General features: G+C 67.7%; 17 protein-coding genes. 9 read left to right on the forward strand and 8 right to left on the reverse strand.

The genetic code is table 11. The features are described 5' to 3' along the window. Positions 1-351: 351 nt before the first annotated feature. The 4 genes from JTE92_RS16315 to JTE92_RS16330 are packed head-to-tail and all read left to right on the forward strand — an operon-like array spanning position 352 to position 3,682. Positions 352-1,104: a maleate cis-trans isomerase family protein gene (locus JTE92_RS16315; protein ID WP_063237122.1), complete on the forward strand. Its 753-nt coding sequence runs from the start codon at positions 352-354 to the stop codon at positions 1,102-1,104. Between the two features lie 11 nt (positions 1,105-1,115). Continuing rightward, complete coding sequence (locus JTE92_RS16320; RefSeq protein WP_063237123.1) at positions 1,116-1,946, forward strand: alpha/beta fold hydrolase; 831 nt, start codon at positions 1,116-1,118, stop codon at positions 1,944-1,946. A gap of 13 nt (positions 1,947-1,959) precedes the next feature. Beyond that, positions 1,960-3,048: a 2,5-dihydroxypyridine 5,6-dioxygenase NicX family protein gene (locus JTE92_RS16325; protein WP_063237124.1), complete on the forward strand. Its 1,089-nt coding sequence runs from the start codon at positions 1,960-1,962 to the stop codon at positions 3,046-3,048. Further along, positions 3,041-3,682, forward strand: a complete 642-nt coding sequence (locus tag JTE92_RS16330) for an N-carbamoylsarcosine amidohydrolase (protein WP_063237125.1) — start codon at positions 3,041-3,043, stop codon at positions 3,680-3,682. Before JTE92_RS16325 ends, JTE92_RS16330 begins: the two co-directional genes overlap by 8 nt. 34 nt (positions 3,683-3,716) lie before the next feature. On the opposite strand, the gene JTE92_RS16335 is transcribed toward JTE92_RS16330, so the two are convergent. Then, positions 3,717-4,472, reverse strand: coding sequence for a TetR/AcrR family transcriptional regulator (locus JTE92_RS16335; RefSeq protein ID WP_063237126.1), 756 nt, complete (start codon positions 4,470-4,472; stop codon positions 3,717-3,719). 70 nt (positions 4,473-4,542) lie between these two features. Between JTE92_RS16335 and JTE92_RS16340 the strand changes: the two genes are divergently transcribed. After that, positions 4,543-6,813, forward strand: coding sequence for a xanthine dehydrogenase family protein molybdopterin-binding subunit (locus JTE92_RS16340; protein WP_063237127.1), 2,271 nt, complete (start codon positions 4,543-4,545; stop codon positions 6,811-6,813). Between the two features lie 86 nt (positions 6,814-6,899). On the opposite strand, the gene JTE92_RS16345 is transcribed toward JTE92_RS16340, so the two are convergent. Then, positions 6,900-7,388 (reverse strand): MarR family winged helix-turn-helix transcriptional regulator, encoded by a 489-nt coding sequence (locus tag JTE92_RS16345; protein ID WP_063237195.1) that lies wholly within the window; start codon positions 7,386-7,388, stop codon positions 6,900-6,902. A gap of 259 nt (positions 7,389-7,647) precedes the next feature. Here JTE92_RS16345 and JTE92_RS16350 point away from each other — a divergent pair, with 259 nt between their 5' ends. From JTE92_RS16350 to JTE92_RS16365, 4 genes are read left to right on the forward strand one after another with little or no spacing between them, the layout of a single operon-like run. Continuing rightward, positions 7,648-8,535, forward strand: a complete 888-nt coding sequence (locus JTE92_RS16350) for a DMT family transporter (RefSeq protein ID WP_063237196.1) — start codon at positions 7,648-7,650, stop codon at positions 8,533-8,535. 52 nt (positions 8,536-8,587) lie between these two features. After that, on the forward strand, positions 8,588-9,376 hold the full coding sequence (locus tag JTE92_RS16355; protein WP_063237128.1) for an SDR family oxidoreductase: 789 nt from the start codon (positions 8,588-8,590) through the stop codon (positions 9,374-9,376). A gap of 44 nt (positions 9,377-9,420) precedes the next feature. Beyond that, positions 9,421-9,831 carry a methylglyoxal synthase gene (locus JTE92_RS16360; RefSeq protein ID WP_174544834.1) on the forward strand — a complete coding sequence of 137 codons (411 nt, stop codon included), beginning with the start codon at positions 9,421-9,423 and terminating at the stop codon, positions 9,829-9,831. Between the two features lie 40 nt (positions 9,832-9,871). Then, positions 9,872-10,849 carry a quinone oxidoreductase family protein gene (locus tag JTE92_RS16365; protein WP_063237130.1) on the forward strand — a complete coding sequence of 326 codons (978 nt, stop codon included), beginning with the start codon at positions 9,872-9,874 and terminating at the stop codon, positions 10,847-10,849. A 68-nt stretch (positions 10,850-10,917) separates the two neighbouring features. On the opposite strand, the gene JTE92_RS16370 is transcribed toward JTE92_RS16365, so the two are convergent. The 6 genes from JTE92_RS16370 to JTE92_RS16395 form a co-directional block, all read right to left on the reverse strand. Continuing rightward, complete coding sequence (locus JTE92_RS16370; protein WP_062797448.1) at positions 10,918-11,211, reverse strand: YkvA family protein; 294 nt, start codon at positions 11,209-11,211, stop codon at positions 10,918-10,920. Positions 11,212-11,405: 194 nt separating this feature from the next. After that, a complete protein-coding gene (locus JTE92_RS16375; protein WP_063237131.1) occupies positions 11,406-12,545 on the reverse strand; it encodes a BMP family ABC transporter substrate-binding protein in 1,140 nt (379 codons plus the stop codon). A gap of 69 nt (positions 12,546-12,614) precedes the next feature. Beyond that, positions 12,615-13,535 carry an ABC transporter permease gene (locus tag JTE92_RS16380; protein WP_063237132.1) on the reverse strand — a complete coding sequence of 307 codons (921 nt, stop codon included), beginning with the start codon at positions 13,533-13,535 and terminating at the stop codon, positions 12,615-12,617. Positions 13,536-13,553: 18 nt separating this feature from the next. Then, positions 13,554-14,663, reverse strand: coding sequence for an ABC transporter permease (locus JTE92_RS16385; RefSeq protein ID WP_063237133.1), 1,110 nt, complete (start codon positions 14,661-14,663; stop codon positions 13,554-13,556). Then, a complete protein-coding gene (locus JTE92_RS16390) occupies positions 14,656-16,215 on the reverse strand; it encodes an ABC transporter ATP-binding protein (protein WP_063237134.1) in 1,560 nt (519 codons plus the stop codon). The genes JTE92_RS16385 and JTE92_RS16390 overlap by 8 nt, the downstream gene beginning before the upstream one ends. A gap of 300 nt (positions 16,216-16,515) precedes the next feature. Continuing rightward, a complete protein-coding gene (locus JTE92_RS16395; protein ID WP_063237135.1) occupies positions 16,516-17,454 on the reverse strand; it encodes a pirin family protein in 939 nt (312 codons plus the stop codon). Positions 17,455-17,470 lie beyond the last annotated feature (16 nt).

The following is a 17,470-nucleotide window of genomic DNA, read 5'->3' on the forward strand; positions in this document are numbered from 1 at the left end:
CTGGGGCAATGACACATGGGACACATGGGTCGATGGGGGCTTGGGCGACCGATCTTGGTCGACCGTTGAAAACGAGTGTACACACTCAAAATATCAACGGCAAGGACGAAAATGACGATCCTATGGAAAACCCTTACAACGCCATGAATCACTATGCACATCGCTTAAAAACAGTGAATTTGTGCGCTAAAACATGGATTGATTAATTAAGTATGCACTGAACGAGTGAATCGCGCACGGTGCAGATTCTGTTTGCCTAGATAAAGTGTGTACACTACAATCGATCGCAGCATGCAAGGCCATCCGGGCAGGGCACGCGGGTAGACAGACAAACAGATGACGGAGTCGACAGTGCAGAAAGTTTTCCGAATCGGCCAGATCGTGCCGAGCTCCAACACCACGATGGAAACCGAGATCCCGGCGATGCTGGCCGCGCGCCAGCTGGTGCGTCCGGAGCGCTTTACCTTCCATGGCAGCCGCATGCGGATGAAGAAGGTGGTCAAGGAGGAGCTGGCGGCGATGGATGCCGAGTCCGACCGCTGCGCGGTGGAGCTGAGCGACGCCCGCGTCGATGTGCTTGGCTATGCCTGCCTGGTGGCGATCATGGCGATGGGCCACGGCTACCACCGCGTTTCCGAGCGGCGCCTGCAGGCGCACACCGCCGAGAACGGCGGCGACGCGCCGGTGATCACCAGCGCCGGCGCGCTGGTCGATGCGCTCAAGGTAATGGGTGCGAAGCGTATCGCCGTGGTGGCGCCCTACATGAAGCCGCTGACCGAACTGGTGGTCGACTACATCCGCAACGAAGGCTATGAAGTCGTGGACTACCGTGCGCTGGAGATCCCCGACAACCTCGACGTGGGCCGCCACGACCCGGCGCGCCTGCCGGAGATCGTCGCGCAGATGGATTTCGCCGATGCCGACGTCATCGTGCTGTCCGCCTGCGTGCAGATGCCGTCGCTGCCGGCGGTGGCCAAGGTCGAGGCGATGACCGGCAAGCCGGTGGTCACCGCCGCCATCGCCACCACCTATGCGATGCTCAAGCGCCTGGGCCTGGAGCCGGTGGTGCCGGGCGCGGGCGCTCTGCTGTCCGGCGCCTACTGAAGGAGCTGGCCATGACCACCAGCACCTTCCTCTACGGCGGCAACGTCCACGCCAACGGCATCCGCCAGCACTACCTGCGCTATGGCGGCCAGGACGGCGCGCGCGCGCGGCGCGATGCCGTGATCATCGTGCCCGGCATCACCAGCCCGGCGGTCACGTGGGGCTTCGTCGGCGAGCAGTTCGGGCGGCAGTTCGATACCTATGTGCTCGACGTGCGCGGCCGCGGGCTGTCGCAGGCCGGGCCTGAGCTGGACTACAGCCTCGATGCACAGGCAGCCGACGTGATCGCGCTTGCCGAAGCACTCGGGCTGCAACGCTATGCCATCGTCGGCCATTCGATGGGCGCGCGCATCGGCATTCGCGCCGCACGCAGCAAGCCCGCCGGGCTGACGCGGCTGGTGCTGGTCGATCCGCCCGTGTCGGGGCCGGGCCGCCGTGCCTATCCGGCGCAACTGCCGTGGTACGTCGATTCGATCCGGCTGGCACGGCAGGGCATCGACGCCGAAGGCATGCGCCGCTTCTGCCCCACATGGACCGAAGACCAGCTGCGCCTGCGCGCGCAATGGCTGCATACCTGCGACGAGCGCGCGATCCTGGCCAGCTTCAACGGCTTCCATGAAGACGATATCCACGCCGACCTGCCGCAGGTCGACGTGCCGGCGCTGCTGGTGACCGCGGGCCGCGGCGACGTGATCCGCGCGGAAGACGTGCAGGAAATGCGCAAGCTGCTGCCCGCGCTGCTGGTCGCGCATGTCGCCGATGCCGGCCACATGATCCCGTGGGACGACGAGCCTGGCTTCTACCGAGCCTTTGGCGACTTCCTCGGCGCTACGCTGAGCTGATCAAGGAGCGAACATGCCCGTAAGCGATTACGACCTGACGGCGGCGTGGAAGCAGGTGCTGACGCTGTCGAAGCTGCAGCCGGGCCAGACCGTCACCGTGCTGACCGGCGCGGCCACGCATCCGCAGACGCTGCGCACGGCGATGGTGGCGGCGCAGGCGATGGGCGCCATCGTCAACCGGCTCGACCTGCCGCCGGTCAACGGCGAGAAGGCGCTCAGCCGCGACGCGCTGGCCTATCTCGGCACCACGCCGCTGACCGGCAACCCGGCGGCGATTGCCGCATTGAAGGCAAGCGACCTGGTGCTCGACCTGATGACGCTGCTGTTCTCGCCCGAGCAGCACGAGATCCTGTCCGGCGGCACGAAAATCCTGCTGGCGGTGGAGCCGCCCGAAGTGCTGGCACGGCTGGTGCCGACCGAGGCCGACCGCGCCCGCGTCAAGGCAGCCACCGAGCGCCTCGGCAGGGCGCGCGAGATGCATATCGCGTCCGACGCCGGCATGGACCTGCGCTGCAGTCTGGGCGAGTTCCCCGCGATCAGCGAGTACGGCTTTGTCGACGAGCCCGGCCGCTGGGACCACTGGCCGAGCGGCTTCGTGCTGACCTGGCCGGACGAGGGCGGCACCCACGGCACCATCGTGCTGGACCGCGGCGACATCCTGCTGCCGATGAAGTCCTATCTGCAGGCGCCGATCCGCATCACGGTCGAAGCGGGCTACGTGCGCCGCATCGAAGGCGGTGTCGATGCCGAGCTGCTGGCCGACTACATGGCCTCGTTCAACGACCCGGAAGCGTATGCGATGTCGCATATCGGCTGGGGCCTGCAGCCGCGCGCGAGCTGGTCGGCGCTGGCGATGTACGACCGCGAGGCCACCATCGGCATGGACGCGCGCGCCTACGAGGGCAATTTCCTGTGCTCGTTCGGCCCCAACAACGAAGCAGGCGGCAGCCGCACCACCGCCTGCCATATCGATATCCCGGTGCGCCACTGCACGGTCAGCCTCGACGGCGAGCCGGTGGTGGTGCGCGGCAAGGTGATGGACGGGCACCACGCTCCCGCCGCATCGCTCTACAAGGCAGACAAGGATTCGCGCCATGAATGACGCAGTGCAGACCTACCAGCGCCAGGGCTTCGGCGCGTCGATGGAATTGAAAGCGCCGTACGGCCTGCTGATCATCGACTTCGTCAACGGCTTTGCCGACCCGGCGGTATTTGGCGGCGGCAATATCCCCGAGGCCATCCGCAACACGCAGCCGCTGCTGCGCGCCGCGCGCAAGCAGGGCTGGCCGGTGGCGCACAGCCGCATCGTGTTTGCCGACGACGACAGCGACCACAACATCTTCACGCTGAAGGTGCCCGGCATGCTGACGCTGAAGGAAGACAGCCACAACAGCCAGATCGTGCCCGAGCTGGCGCCCGCGCCGGGCGAGCTGGTGGTGCGCAAGACGGTGCCGTCGGCGTTCTTCGGCACCTCGCTGGCGGCGTGGCTGACGCAGCGCGGCGTGCAGACGCTGCTGGTGGCCGGCTGCGTCACCAGCGGCTGCGTGCGCGCCAGCGTGGTCGATGCGATGTCGCTGGGCTTCCGCCCGCTGGTGCTGTCCGATTGCGTCGGCGACCGCGCCATCGGCCCGCACGATGCGAACCTGTTCGACATGGCGCAGAAGTACGCGACCGTGCTCACGCGCGACGAGGCGCTGGCGCAGATTGCGGGTGAAGGCGTCCGCGCTGCCGCTTGAGGTTGGCGTGAGGTTGGCGACCCGGCGCCGCGTCTCAGGCTGCAGCCGCCCGCCGGTTGCGTGCGGCCTTGCGCGCCGGCGCAGCCGGCGGCACGCTGGCTTCCGGCACGGCCCCGGGCACCGTCACCGTGCGCAGCACTGTCTGCTGGATCACATCGCGCCAGTGCGCCAGCGCGGGCGGGCTCATCATGGCCTCTCCCAGGAAGGCGCCGAGCGTATGATGGTTGGAGTTGTAGAAGTAGCCGAGCGAGGCGATCACCATGTAGACATCGCGCGCGCCGGTCTCGGGGCGGAACAGGCCGGCGGCCTTGCCGCGCGTGAGGATGCCGTCGAGCACCGACAGCGCGTAGCTGGAGATTTCCCTGAGCCGCACCGACTTCTTGGCGTGCTTGCCCTGGCTCATGTTCTCGCTGGACAGGATCGCGACGAACTCCGGGTGGTCGAGGTAGTACTGCCAGATGAAGTCGACCAGCTGCGACAGCGCCCGCACCGGGTCGGCGGCATCGAGTTCATGTTCCAGCTTCTGCTCGGCTTCGTTGAGCTGCAGGTAGATGGTCTCCAGCACTTCGACAAACAGCTTTTCCTTGCTGCCGAAGTAGTAGTAGATCATCCGGTCATAGGTCTTGGCCAGCGACGAAATGCGCTCGATGCGGCCGCCGTCGTAGCCGCGCTGGGCGAAGACCTTGATCGCGGCTTTCAGGATGCGGTCGCGGCTGTCCTGCGCCTGCCTGGCCCGTGTGCCCGGGGGAGCCCGCTTGGCGGCAGGTTTCGCCGCGGTGGTGTTCGTCATGATGGTTGGGTGGCTCTGACTCTGTTGGCTGGCAGTATAACGGCGCCCCGTTGAAGGAGATTGGAAGACGATGACGGCAACGACCCTGCAACCCGTGGCACAGGCCGATCCCGCCACGCCGCGCGCGCTGCGGCTGGCGCTGCTGCAGGCAACCGGCGTGCTGCTGGTCACGCGCGCGCCGCAGGCGGCGGCGCGTCCCGCGCCCGGACAGCCCGGCGCGGCGTCGGACTACGTACCGGCGCTGCCGGATATCTTCATCGCCGTGCGCGACAGCGGCGAGGTGCTGGCCTTCAATGGCCATGTCGACCTGGGCACGGGCATCCGCACGGCGCTGGCGCAGATCGTGGCGGAAGAACTCGACGTGCCGCTGTCGCAAGTGCACATGGTGCTGGGCCATACCGAAGCCACCCCCAACCAGGGTCCGACCATCGCCAGCGCATCGATCCAGATTTCCGCCATTCCGCTGCGCCGTGCCGCGGCGCAGGCGCGCGCGTGGCTGCTGGTGCGTGCCGCACAACAGCTTGGCGTGGCGCCCGACCAGCTTGAAGCGCAGGATGGCGAGTTCCGCGTGCGCGGGTCCGGCGCCGCCGTCGGCTACGGCACGCTGGTGCAAGGCGGGCATGTCGCGCTGCCGCTGGCCGACGACGTGCCGATCAAGCCGGTCGAGTCCTACCGCATCGTCGGCCGGCCGGCCGGCCGCGTCGATATCCCCGACAAGGCGCGCGGCGTGCTGACTTTCGTCCATGACGTGCGCGTGCCCGGCATGCTGCATGGGCGCGTGGTGCGGCCTCCTTACGCCGGACGCGACAGCGGCGACTTCGTCGGCAACAGCCTGCTCGCGGTCGACCGCGAATCGGTGCGCGATGTGCCGGGACTGGTCGAGGTGGTGGTGCAGCGCGACTTCGTCGGCGTGGTGGCCGAGCGCGAAGAGTACGCGGTGCTTGCCGCGCGCAAGCTGCGGGTGCAGTGGAAACCCGTGCCGCCGATGCCGTCGCTCGCCGACCCTGAACCCGCGCTGCGCGCCAACCCGGCGACGCGGCGCGAACTGCTGAATGACGGCGAGATGCCTCCGGCGGGAACCGGCAAGACGCTGGAGCGCCATTACGTCTGGCCATACCAGATGCACGGTTCGATCGGCCCGTCATGCGCGGTCGCGGACTGGCATGACGATGGCCTGACGGTATGGTCGGGCACGCAGAACCCGCACGTATTGCGCATCGACCTGGCACGCCTGTGCGGACTGGGCGAGGACAGCATCGAGATCGTGCGCATGGAAGCCGCCGGCTGTTATGGCCGCAATTGCGCGGACGATGTCTGCGCCGATGCCGCGCTGCTGTCGCGTGCCGTCGGCCATCCGGTGCGCGTGCAGCTGTCGCGCGAGCAGGAGCACCTGTGGGAACCCAAGGGCGCGGCGCAGCTGATGGATGTCAGCGCAACGCTGGGCGCCGGCGGCGAGCTGCTCGGCTATGACTTCACCAGCCGCTATCCGTCCAATGACGCGCCGACGCTGGCGCTGGTGCTCGCCGGCATCGTGCCCAACGCGCCGCGCACGCTGGAGATGGGCGACCGCACCGCGGTGCCGCCGTATGACTACCGCGCGCGCCGCATCGGCTGCGACGACACGCCGGCCATCGTGCGCGCGTCATGGTTGCGGGGCGTGTCGGCGCTGCCGAATTCGTTCGCGCATGAATGCGTGATCGATGAACTGGCCGCCGAAGCCGGTGCCGATCCGATCGATTTCCGGCTGCGTCATTTGCCGGACCCGCGCGCCGCCGAACTGCTGCGCGCGGTGGCCGACGCGGCGGGCTGGCAGCGGGGCGCGCACGGTTCGCGTGGCAAGACTGGCGGCAACGGCATGCTGCGCGGGCGCGGTGTTGCCTATGCGCGCTATATCCACAGCCGCTTCCCGGGTTTCGGCGCGGCATGGGCGGCGTGGGTGGTCGATGTGGCGGTGGAGGCGGCAACGGGCCGCATCACCGTGGAGAAGCTGGTGGTCGGGCAGGACACCGGCATGATGGTCAACCCGGATGGCGTGCGCCACCAGATCCACGGCAACGTGGTGCAGACCTTGAGCCGGGTGTTGAAGGAGCAGGTGCGCTTCGATGCGGATGGTGTCGCCAGCCGCGAGTGGGGCAGCTATCCGTTGCTCACGTTTCCCGAGATTCCGCCGCTCGAGGTGGTGCTGATGCCACGGCAGGATGAGCCGCCGATGGGGGCAGGCGAGTCGGCATCGCTGCCGGGGGCGCCGGCGATTGCCAATGCGCTGTTCGATGCGATCGGGGTGAGGCTGCGGCGGCCGCCGTTCGTGCCGGAGACGGTGTTGGCGGCGCTGCGGGGCTGACAGCCTTAGCCAAATGCAGTCGTGCTCCCTCTCCCGCTTGCGGGAGAGGGCAGCAAACAGTCGGAATTTGGAGGGACAGGCCGCACTTACACGCCCCCATTCCCCTCATCGATCTCGCTCATCTTCCGCAGCAGGTAAGTCACCGCCACCCGCTCCGCCGGGTTCAGGCCGCCAAACGTCTGCTCCGAGATCTGCTTCGCGAACGGCACGGTCTCGTCGATCAACGCCAGCCCACCCGGCGTCACCGTCACCACCACCTTGCGCCGGTCGTTCGGGTCATGGGACACCGCAATCAGCTTGCGCGCCTTCAGCCGCTCGATGATGCCGCGCACCGTCGCCTGGTCGATCGCCGTGGCGCGCACCACTTCATTGAGCGAGCACGGCTGCCGGTCCCTGACCGCGCACAGCACCACGAACTGCGCCGCAGTGAGCTGCGAATCGGGGATGGTCTGCTGGAAGATCGCCACGTGGCGCTGGTAGGCGCGCCGCAGCAGGTGGCCGACCTGCTCGGTGAAATCGTAGTCGGGGGCGGTCTGGCCTGCTGACGGTGCGGAGGATGCGGAGGGGTTGGGCACGTCGATCGGGATGCGTTGGGTGAGCGTGCCCCGAGTATATCCGCTGCTTATTCCACGGTGATCCCCGCCGTCTTCGCCAAAGCGGATCGGCATGACCCGCGGCAAGCCGGGGCCGCTGCCGATGCGGTTGCGTCTTTTCGAATACAATCGTCGGGTTGCTTCGCGGGGCCGCGCGGGGCCGGTGTACACCGGCCCTACGGCCCGCTTTCCACGTATTCCCGTGCCCGCCTCCCAGAAGTCCCTCGCCGCGCCTGCCGCGCTGCCGTCGCCGCAGCGCGCGGGGCTTGCCATCGCCGCCGTCGGCGCGGTGCTGTTCTCCGCCAAGGCGATCGTCGCCAAGCTGCTGTACCGCTACAACGTCGATGCCGTGATGGTGCTGACACTGCGCATGCTGTTCGCCGTGCCGCTGTTCATGGCGATCGGCTGGTGGCAGTCGCGGCGCCTGGCGCCGCTGTCGTGGGCGGATCGCGGGCGCGTGGTGTTCCTCGGCTTCATTGGCTATTACCTGTCGAGCTTCCTGGATTTCATCGGCCTGCAATACATCACCGCCGGGCTGGAGCGGCTGATCCTGTTCCTGACGCCGTCGTTCGTGCTGCTGGCCACCGCGCTGGTGTTCCGGCGCCCGATCAGTTCGCGCCAGTGGCTCTCGCTGCTGCTGGCGTATGCCGGCATCGTGCTGGTCTTCGCCCATGACCTCGACGTCAGCGGCAGCCAGGTGTGGCTGGGCGGCGCGCTGGTCCTGGGCAGTGCCATGACGTACGCTGTCTACCTGATCCTGAGCGGCGAACTGGTGCAGCGCATCGGCTCGCTGCGGCTGGTGGCTTATGCGATGTGCGTGTCCACCGCCTGCTGCGTGATCCAGTATGTGGCGCTGGGGCGGCCCGTGGCCGAGCTGGCGCAGCCCGCGCCGGTGATGTGGCTGTCACTCGTCAATGCGGTGTTCTGCACGGTGCTGCCGGTGTCGATGACCATGGTGGCGGTGGCGCGCATCGGTGCGCCGCTGGCCTCGCAGGCCGGCATGATCGGCCCGGTATCGACGCTGCTGCTTGGCTTCTGGCTGCTGGGCGAGCCGGTGAGCGGCGTGCAGCTGGCAGGCAGCGCACTGGTGCTGGGCGGCATGTACCTGCTTTCGGCAAAGAAAACCTGATGCATCGGCCGGATGCCCGGCCGGGACAATACAACCCACAAAGGAGAAACACATGGACCTGGGATTGCGCGGCAAGCATGCGCTGGTGTGCGGCGCCAGCAAGGGCCTTGGACTTGCCTGCGCCGACGCGCTCGCGGCGGAAGGCGTTGATGTGGTGATCGTGGCGCGCGGCGCCGAGGCGCTGGAGAAGGCCGCCGCCGACCTGCGTGCCCGCCATGGCCGCCGCGTGATCGCGGTCGCGACCGACATCACCACGCCCGAAGGCCGCAAGGCTGCGCTGGACGCTGCCGCCAGGCTGGGCAACCTCGACATCCTGGTCAACAACGCCGGCGGCCCGCCGCCGGGCAACTTCCGCGACTGGGAGCGCAGCGACTGGCTGGCCGCGCTCGACGCCAACATGCTGACCCCGATCGAGCTGATCAAGGCCACCGTCGACGGCATGATCGCGCGCAAGTGGGGCCGCATCATCAATATCACCAGCGGCGCGGTCAAGGCGCCGATCGACGTGCTGGGGCTGTCCAACGGCGCGCGCTCGGGCCTGACCGGCTTTGTCGCGGGGGTGGCGCGCGAAGTGGCGCAGCATGGCGTGACCATCAACAACCTGCTGCCCGGCCCGTTCAATACCGACCGGCTGCGCAAGACCATGGAAGGCGGTGCGAAGCAGGCCGGCCTGAGCGTCGAGGAAGTGGCGCAGCGCCGGGCCGCGCAGAACCCGACGCGCCGCTTCGGCGAGCCGGCCGAGTTCGGCGCCGCCTGCGCCTTCCTGTGCAGCCGCAACGCCGCCTATATCACCGGGCAGAACCTGCTGATCGACGGCGGCGCCTACCCCGGCACGTTCTGATCTCCACCAGCCTGCTGCAGTCTCACCACCCCAACCAGGAATTACTGATGACACGCCCTCGCATTGCGCTGATCGCCCATGACCACAAGAAGGACGACGTCGTCGCCTTCGCCAAGCGCCACCGCGCGTTTCTCTCGCAATGCGAGCTGCTGGCCACCGGTACCACCGGCGGGCGCCTGATCGACGAGGTGGGATTGGATGTGACGCGCATGCTGTCGGGGCCATGGGGCGGCGACCTGCAGATCGGCGCGCAGCTGGCCGAAGGGCGCGTGCGCGCCGTGGTGTTCCTGCGCGACCCGATGACGCCGCAGCCGCATGAACCCGACATCAACGCGCTGGTGCGCGCGTGCGACGTGCACAACGTGCCGTGCGCGACCAACGTGGCCACTGCCGAACTGATGATCGCCGGCCTGGCCGATGAGGCCAATGCGCCCGACAGCGCGCAGGCAGGCTGAATTCCCCCCGATCGATGCAACACAACAAGGAGCGACGCAGATGAGCAAAGCCATCCGGATCGAGCAGACCGGCGGTCCTGAAGTCATGCAGTGGGTCGACGTGGACGTAGGCGAGCCCGGCCCCGGCCAGGTGCGCGTGCGCCACGAGGCGGTGGGCCTGAACTACATCGACGTCTATTTCCGCACCGGCTTGTACAAGCAGCCGCTGCCCGGCGGCCTGGGCATGGAAGGCGCCGGCGTGGTCGAGGCGGTGGGTGAGGGCGTCGGCCACGTGAGCGTGGGCGACCGCGTCGCCTATGCCGGCCGTCCGACCGGCGCGTATGCGCAGGTGCGTGTCATGCCGGCCGATATCGTGGTGCGGCTGCCGGACGCGATCCCGTTCGACACCGCCGCGGCGATGATGCTGCAGGGCCTGACCGCGCAATACCTGATCCGCGACAGCTACAAGGTGCAGCCGGGCGACACGGTGCTGCTGCATGCGGCTGCCGGCGGCGTGGGCCTGATCGTCAGCCAGTGGCTCAAGGCGCTTGGCGTGACCGTGATCGGCACCGTCGGCACGGATGAGAAGGCCGAGCTGGCGCGCGCCAACGGCTGCGCCCATACCATCGTCTACACGCGCGAGTCGTTCGTTGACCGCGTCAAGGAAATCACCAACGGCAAGGGCGTGCCGGCGGTCTACGACTCGATCGGCAAGGACACCTTCCAGGGCTCGCTCGACTGCCTGGCGCCGCGCGGCACCATGGTGAGCTTCGGCAATGCCTCCGGTCCGGTGCCGCCGTTCGATCTCTCGGTGCTGGGCAGCAAGGGTTCGCTGCGGCTGACGCGCCCGACGCTGATGACCTATGTGGTGCACCGCGAGCTGCTCGAGCCGATGGTGGCCGACCTGTTCGATGCGGTCACGACGGGCAAGGTCAAGGTCGATATCCGCCAGCGCTATGCGCTGTCGGAAGTGGCGCAGGCGCACCGCGACCTGGAGTCGCGCAAGACCACCGGCTCGACCATCCTGCTGCCGCGCTGATCCCGGTTCTGCGCAGCATAAAAAAATCCCCGGAGCACTCGGTGCCCGGGGATTTTTCGTTGGCGGCTTCAGTGCGGCCGGACCGTGGTGGCGGTCGCGCGCGCCTGCGCCTGGCGCAGGATATGCGGTGGCAGGCGCTTCAGGATCAGGTGGACGGCCAGCGGGATCAGCACCACGTCATCGATGATGCCGAGGCCCGCGACCACGTCAGGCACGAGGTCGATCGGTGAAATCGCATACAGCAGCAGCCCGATCGCCGCGGGTTTCAGCCATGCCGGCGCATCCGGGTGGCGCAGCGCATACCAGAACAGCCGCCCGTCGCGGCGTACCAGCGTCCACAGGGCCGAAAATCGCTTCAACATGAGAGGCCTCCTTCACATGGTGCGCGCCTGACACTGGCGCATACGCAGAGAGGTTGGGCCGTTGTGGGCGGCTTCAAGTTCCGCGGGAGGCAATGTGATGGGGGAGGCAGGAGGGTCGGTTTGCTCCCCTCTCCCGCGCGCGGGAGAGGGAGAACACCTTGCTTAGGCGAGTCCGGACGCCTTTGGTGCACCAATCAGCCCGGAATCTTCCCTTCCACCCCTTCGACGTAGAACTTCACGCCGTGCAGGAACTTGTCATCCGCGACCTGATCCTGTGCCAGTTGCTCCTTGCCCGTGTTGTCCTTGAGCGGACCCTTCCAGATCGGCGCGCTGCCATCGGCGATGCCCTGCTTGCGCTCTTCGACCAGCTTCTTCACGTCCTCGGGCACGACCGCATTGAACGACTTCAGGTCGATCATGCCTTCTTTCAGCCCCCACCACGTGGTGCTGTTCTTCCACTGGTTGTTCAGCACGTCTTCCACCACCTTGTTGTAGTAGACGCCCCACGAGATCACCGACGCGGCCAGGTGGGCCTTGTCGCCGAACTTGGTCATGTCGCTGTCCCAGCCGAAGGCATACACCCCCTTCTCCTGCGCGGTCTGCACCACGGCGGCTGAGTCGGTGTTCTGCATCAGCATGTCGACGCCCTGGCCGATCAGCGTGGTGGCGGCTTCGCGTTCCTTGCCCGGATCGAACCACTTGTTGACCCACACTACCTTGACGGTGGCGTTCGGGTTGACGCTGCGCGCGCCCAGCGTGAACGAGTCGATATTGCGGATCACCTCGGGGATGGGCACCGAAGCCACCACGCCCATCTTGCCGGTCTTGCTCATCTTGCCGGCGACCACGCCCGCCAGGTACGCGCCTTCATAGGTGCGCACGTCGTACTGGGCCAGGTTGTCGGCGGTCTTGAAGCCGGTGGCGTGCTCGAACTTCACGTCCGGGAATTCCCTGGCGACCTTGAGCATCGACTCCATGTAGCCGAAGGTCGTGCCGAAGATCAGCTTGTTGCCCTGGCTGGCCAGGTCGCGGAACACGCGCTCGGCGTCGGCCGCGGATTCCGGCACGTTCTCGACATAGGTGGTCTTGACCTTGTCGCCGAACTTCTCTTCCACGGCCTTGCGGCCGTTGTCATGCGCGAAGGTCCAGCCGGCGTCGCCGACCGGTCCGATATAGACGAAGGCAACCTTGAGCGGCTCGGCCTTCTGCTCGGCAGCGGGGGCCTGGCCCGCCGTCTCGGCAGGCTTGTCGGCCTCCTTCTTGCCGCAGCCGGCCAGGGCCAGCAGGGCGGTGGCGGCAAGCGCCGCCAGGGTCTTCCTGCGCGTGACGATCATGCTTTCTCCTTGTGATGAATTGTTGGTAGCTCGGGGATTTCCGTCAAAAAAGCGATCCGATACCGGCGCTCAGGCATTGCCGGGCCGGAACGGCTTGCCCAGCGATGCCGGCATGTTCAGGCGTATCCACGCCGGGTTGCGCGAGATCAGCGCCAGCACCACGATGGTGGCCGCGTACGGCAGCATCGACAGGAATTGCGACGGCACCGATACGCCGATGCCTTGCAGGTAGAACTGCAGGATGGTCACGCCGCCGAACAGCCACGCGCCGATCAGCACGCGGCCCGGGCGCCAGGTGGCGAAGGTGGTCAGTGCCAGCGCGATCCAGCCGCGGCCGGCGACCAGGTTCTCGACCCACATCGGGGTGTAGACCAGCGACAGGTAGGCGCCCGCCAGCCCGCAGCACGCGCCGCCGAACAGCAGCGCGCCGAAGCGGATGGTGCGCACCGGGTAGCCGAGCGCGTGCGCGGATTCCGGCGCTTCGCCGATCGCGCGCAGCGTCAGGCCCGCGCGCGTGCGGAACAGGAACCACATGATGGCAAGGCACAGCAGCAGGCTGAAATACACCATCCAGTGATGCTGGAAAAATGCCGGGCCGACGAAGGGCAGGTCGGCCAGTCCGGGCACGGCCTTGGCCTGCGCCGGCATGGCGAAGCCGACGAAGCGCTGGCCCATGAAGGCCGACAGCCCGGTGCCGAAGATCGACAGCGCCAGGCCGGTGGCGACCTGGTTGGTGGCCAGCACCAGCGCCAGCCATGAGAACAGCGTGGCCATCAGCATGCCGGCCAGCGCGCCGGCGGCAAAGCCGAGCAGCGGCGACTGGGTCTGGTAGCCGACCATGAAGCCGGCCACCGCGGCGACCAGCATCATGCCTTCGGCGCCCAGATTGAGCACGCCCGAGCGCTCGTTGATCAGCAGGCCGAGTGCCGCCAGCAGCAGCGGCGTGCCCGCGTTGATGGCGGTGGCGATGAGGGGAGCGAGTTGTTCCATGTTCTTTGTGTGCTCCGCTCAGGCCGTGGTGGCGCGCCAGCGCAGGCGGTTTTCGATCAGCGTGTCGCAGGCCAGCAGGAAGAACAGCAGCATGCCCTGGAACACCCAGCCTATGGCCGACGGCAGGCCCAGGCGCGATTGCGCCATCTCGCCGCCGATATAGAACAGCGACATCATGATGCCGCCGAAGACGGTGCCGACCGGGTGCAGCCGGCCGATGAACGCGACGATGATCGCGGTGAAGCCGTAGCCCGGCGAGATCGACGGCAGCAGCTGGCCGATCGGCCCGACCACTTCAAACGCCCCTGCCAGTCCCGCCGTGGCGCCCGAGATCAGCAGCGCGCTCCACAACGCGCTGCGCGCCGAAAAGCCCGCGTAGCGCGCCGCCGACGGCGCCGTGCCGCCGACCTGCAGGCGATACCCGGCAAAGCTGCGGAACACGAACACCGTCATCAACACCACCAGCACCAGCATCACCGCAAAGCCGGCATGCAGGCGCGAGCCCGACATCAGGTTGGGCAGCAGGAACTCGGACGAGAACACCTTGGACTGCGGGAAGTTCATGCCGTCGGGATCCTTCAGCGGCCCGTTGACCACCCACAGCAGCAGCTGCTGCGCGATATAGGTGAGCATCAGCGAAACCAGGATCTCGTTGGCGTTGAACCTGTCCTTCAGCAGCGCCGTGAGCGAGGCCCACGCCATGCCGCCGGCAATGCCGGCGAGCGAGGCCAGTACCAGCACCACGGTGCCGTTCATGGCCTGCCCCGGCACGTCGAAATACAGCACCGCAGCGCCCGCGCAGATGCCGCCGGCGATCAGCTGGCCGTCGGCGCCGATGTTCCACACATTGGCCCGGTAGCACACCGAAAGTCCCAGCGCACACAGCACCAGCGGCACGGTCTTCAGCAGCACTTCGCCGATGGCGCGCTTGTCGCGCAGCGGATCGGCCAGGAAGACCTTCAGCGCGGCCACCGGGTCCTTGCCAAGCACCAGGAACAGCAGCGCACCGAACAGCAGCGTCAGCGCCAGCGCGACCACCGGCGAGGCATAGGCCATGGTGCGCGACGGCAGCCCGCGCGGTGCCAGCGTGAGCGGGGAGCGGGGGAGGAAGTGTCGTACGTCAGCCATGGCTTGCCACCTCCGCAGTGCGTGCCTGGGCGGGACCGCCTTCCCACAAGCCGCTCATCCACAGGCCGACCTGCTCGCGCGTGGCGGTCTCGGTCGGCACCGACGGCGACAGGTGGCCCTTGGCGATCACGTGCAGCCGGTCGCAGATCGCAAACAGCTCGTCGAGTTCTTCCGACACCACCAGGATGGCGCAGCCGGTGGCCTTCAGCGCCAGGATCTCGTTATGGATCTGCGCCGCGGCGCCCACGTCCACGCCCCAGGTCGGTTGCGCCACGATCAGTACCTTCGGGCCGCTTTCGATCTCGCGGCCGACAATGAATTTCTGCAGGTTGCCGCCGGACAGGCTGCGCGCCAGCGCATCCGGCCCGCTGGCCTTGACGCGGAAGCGGTTGATCACCGCCGCCGCCAGCCCGGTCGCCGCGCGCGGCGAGATCATGCCCTGCCGCACATAGGGAGGCGTCTGGTGCGACAGCAGGATATTGGTGGCCAGGCTCATGCCCGGCACGGCACCACGCCCCAGCCGCTCTTCCGGCACGAAGGCGAGACCGGCGCGGCGGCGCCGGCGGGCGTCGAGCTTGCCGACCGGCTTGCCGCCAAGCTTCACCGAGACGTTCGACGCGCGCGTGTCTTCACCTGACAGCGCGGCGAGCAATTCCTGCTGGCCGTTGCCGGAAACGCCGGCGATGCCGACGATCTCGCCCGCATGCACGTCGAGCGAAATACGGTTCAGTTCCGTGGCAAACGCATGCGATCGCGGCAGCGACAGCTCCTGCACGCTCAGCCGCACCGGCCCGCGCTCGGCCGCAACGCGCGCTTCACGCGGCGGCTCCCCGCCGATCATCAGCCGCGACAGCGATGCCGCGGTTTCCTGGCGCGGATCGCATACGCCGGTGACCTTGCCCATGCGCATCACGGTGGCGTGATGGCACAGCGCGCGGATCTCGTCGAGCTTGTGGCTGATGTAGAGGATGCTGGTGCCTTCGTCGGCCAGCTGGCGCAGCGTGACGAAGAGCGTTTCCACTGCCTGCGGCGTCAGCACCGAAGTGGGCTCGTCCAGGATCAGCAGCTGCGGGTTGGCCAGCAGCGCGCGCACGATCTCGACGCGCTGGCGTTCGCCCACCGACAGCGTGTGCACGTGGCGGTTCGGCTCCAGCGGCAGGCCATAGCGTTCGGCGGTGGCGCGGATACGCTCGGCCAGCTGCTTCATGTTGCCTTGCTGGCTGGCCGGCAGGCCGAGCGCGATGTTCTCGGTCACCGTCAGCGTGTCGAACAGCGAGAAATGCTGGAACACCATGGCGATGCCCAGGTTGCGGGCATCGTGCGGGCTGCTGATCGTGACCGGCGCCCCGTTGAAATGCATCTCGCCGGCATCGGGCCGGACGGCGCCGAAGATGATCTTCATCAGGGTGGACTTGCCGGCGCCGTTCTCGCCCAGTACGGCGTGGATCTCGCCGGGGGCGACGGTAAGGCTGACGTCGTCGTTGGCAACGACGCCCGGATAGCGCTTGCTGATATGGGCAAGCGCCAGCCTGGGAGGGGTCTGTGATGTCACTGAGGCGGCTCGGGTTGTTGTGAGGGCAGCAACGTCGGGATGAGTCAAAGCGCGGCAGTGCGTGGCGCAGGATCGCCGCGACGCATTGCAGCATTCATCATGAACTGGTGATGCTCGATATTGGTGACGAATTATATAAGTGCGCGGGGTCTGGAAGGCCCGAAACGGGCGAGTGTCCAGTCCCCGCAACGGTTGCAGGCAGGTTGCAAGTCGCATGCCGGCTGCGGCACGAAAAAAAGCCGCCGCCTCCTTGCGGAGGCGGCGGCTTGCAGTGCAGGGAGCAGCCCGATGGGCCCGGCGTCAGGCGCCGCTGGCAGCCGCGCTGGTCGCGAACCGCCCGTCCCGGAAATCAGCCAGCGTCTGGTAGATCTGCTCCTGCGTGTTCATCACGAACGGGCCGTACTGCGCGATCGGCTCATTCAGCGGCTTGCCGGCGATCAGCAGGAAGCGCGCGTCGGCGTCGGCCCGCACCACCACGCCGTCGGCCACGCCGGCGTTGTCCAGCACGCCCATGCGCTGGGCCTCGACCACCGCGCGGTCGCCCTCGTCGCCGATCGAGACCTCGCCCTGGTAGACATACACAAAGGCGTTGTGCCCGGCCGGCAGCGCTTGCGTGAACGCCTGTCCAGCCGGCAGGTGCACGTCGAGGTAGAGCGGCTCGGTCACCGGACGCGTCACCGCGCCGGCCACGCCGTGGCTGGCACCGGCCAGCACACGAACCGTGCCGCCGTTCCCGCCGCTCCCCAGCGCTACCGTTGGAATCTCGGCCGAGGGCATGTCGCGGTACCACGGCGCGGTCATCTTGTCCGCGGCCGGCAGGTTCAGCCAGAGCTGGAAGCCTTCCATGCGGCCGTCTTCCTGCTCGGGCATTTCCGAGTGCACCACGCCGGCGCCGGCCACCATCCACTGGGCGCCGCCATTCTGCAGCAGGCCTTCGTTGCCGGCGCTGTCGCGATGGCGCATGCGGCCAGCCAGCATGTAGGTGATGGTCTCGAAGCCGCGGTGCGGGTGATCGGGGAAACCGCCGATGTAGTCGTCCTTGCTGTCGGTGCCGAAGGCATCGAGCATCAGGAACGGGTCCAGCCGGCGCTGCAGGTTCTGCGTCAGCACGCGGGTCAGCTTGACGCCGGCGCCGTCGGACGTGGCGATGCCCCGCACGACGCGGTCCACGGTGCGCGAGCGCTGCACGCTTTCCGCGGCGGTGGCGGGAATGGTGGTGATGGGGGTACGGGGGTCCATGTCTTTCTCCTGTGGG

Source organism: Cupriavidus oxalaticus (genome assembly GCF_016894385.1).
GTDB lineage: Bacteria > Pseudomonadota > Gammaproteobacteria > Burkholderiales > Burkholderiaceae > Cupriavidus > Cupriavidus oxalaticus.

Excerpts from the sequence above, each read along its gene's own strand:
- JTE92_RS16355 (WP_063237128.1), top strand. The coding sequence starts at position 8,588 with ATGGACCTGGGATTGCGCGGCAAGCATGCGCTGGTGTGCGGCGCCAGC.
- JTE92_RS16375 (WP_063237131.1), bottom strand. The coding sequence starts at position 12,545 with ATGATCGTCACGCGCAGGAAGACCCTGGCGGCGCTTGCCGCCACCGCC.
- JTE92_RS16395 (WP_063237135.1), bottom strand. The coding sequence starts at position 17,454 with ATGGACCCCCGTACCCCCATCACCACCATTCCCGCCACCGCCGCGGAA.
- JTE92_RS16335 (WP_063237126.1), bottom strand. The coding sequence starts at position 4,472 with ATGACGAACACCACCGCGGCGAAACCTGCCGCCAAGCGGGCTCCCCCG.
- JTE92_RS16385 (WP_063237133.1), bottom strand. The coding sequence starts at position 14,663 with ATGGCTGACGTACGACACTTCCTCCCCCGCTCCCCGCTCACGCTGGCA.
- JTE92_RS16340 (WP_063237127.1), top strand. The coding sequence starts at position 4,543 with ATGACGGCAACGACCCTGCAACCCGTGGCACAGGCCGATCCCGCCACG.
- JTE92_RS16325 (WP_063237124.1), top strand. The coding sequence starts at position 1,960 with ATGCCCGTAAGCGATTACGACCTGACGGCGGCGTGGAAGCAGGTGCTG.
- JTE92_RS16365 (WP_063237130.1), top strand. The coding sequence starts at position 9,872 with ATGAGCAAAGCCATCCGGATCGAGCAGACCGGCGGTCCTGAAGTCATG.
- JTE92_RS16370 (WP_062797448.1), bottom strand. The coding sequence starts at position 11,211 with ATGTTGAAGCGATTTTCGGCCCTGTGGACGCTGGTACGCCGCGACGGG.
- JTE92_RS16380 (WP_063237132.1), bottom strand. The coding sequence starts at position 13,535 with ATGGAACAACTCGCTCCCCTCATCGCCACCGCCATCAACGCGGGCACG.
- JTE92_RS16320 (WP_063237123.1), top strand. The coding sequence starts at position 1,116 with ATGACCACCAGCACCTTCCTCTACGGCGGCAACGTCCACGCCAACGGC.
- JTE92_RS16330 (WP_063237125.1), top strand. The coding sequence starts at position 3,041 with ATGAATGACGCAGTGCAGACCTACCAGCGCCAGGGCTTCGGCGCGTCG.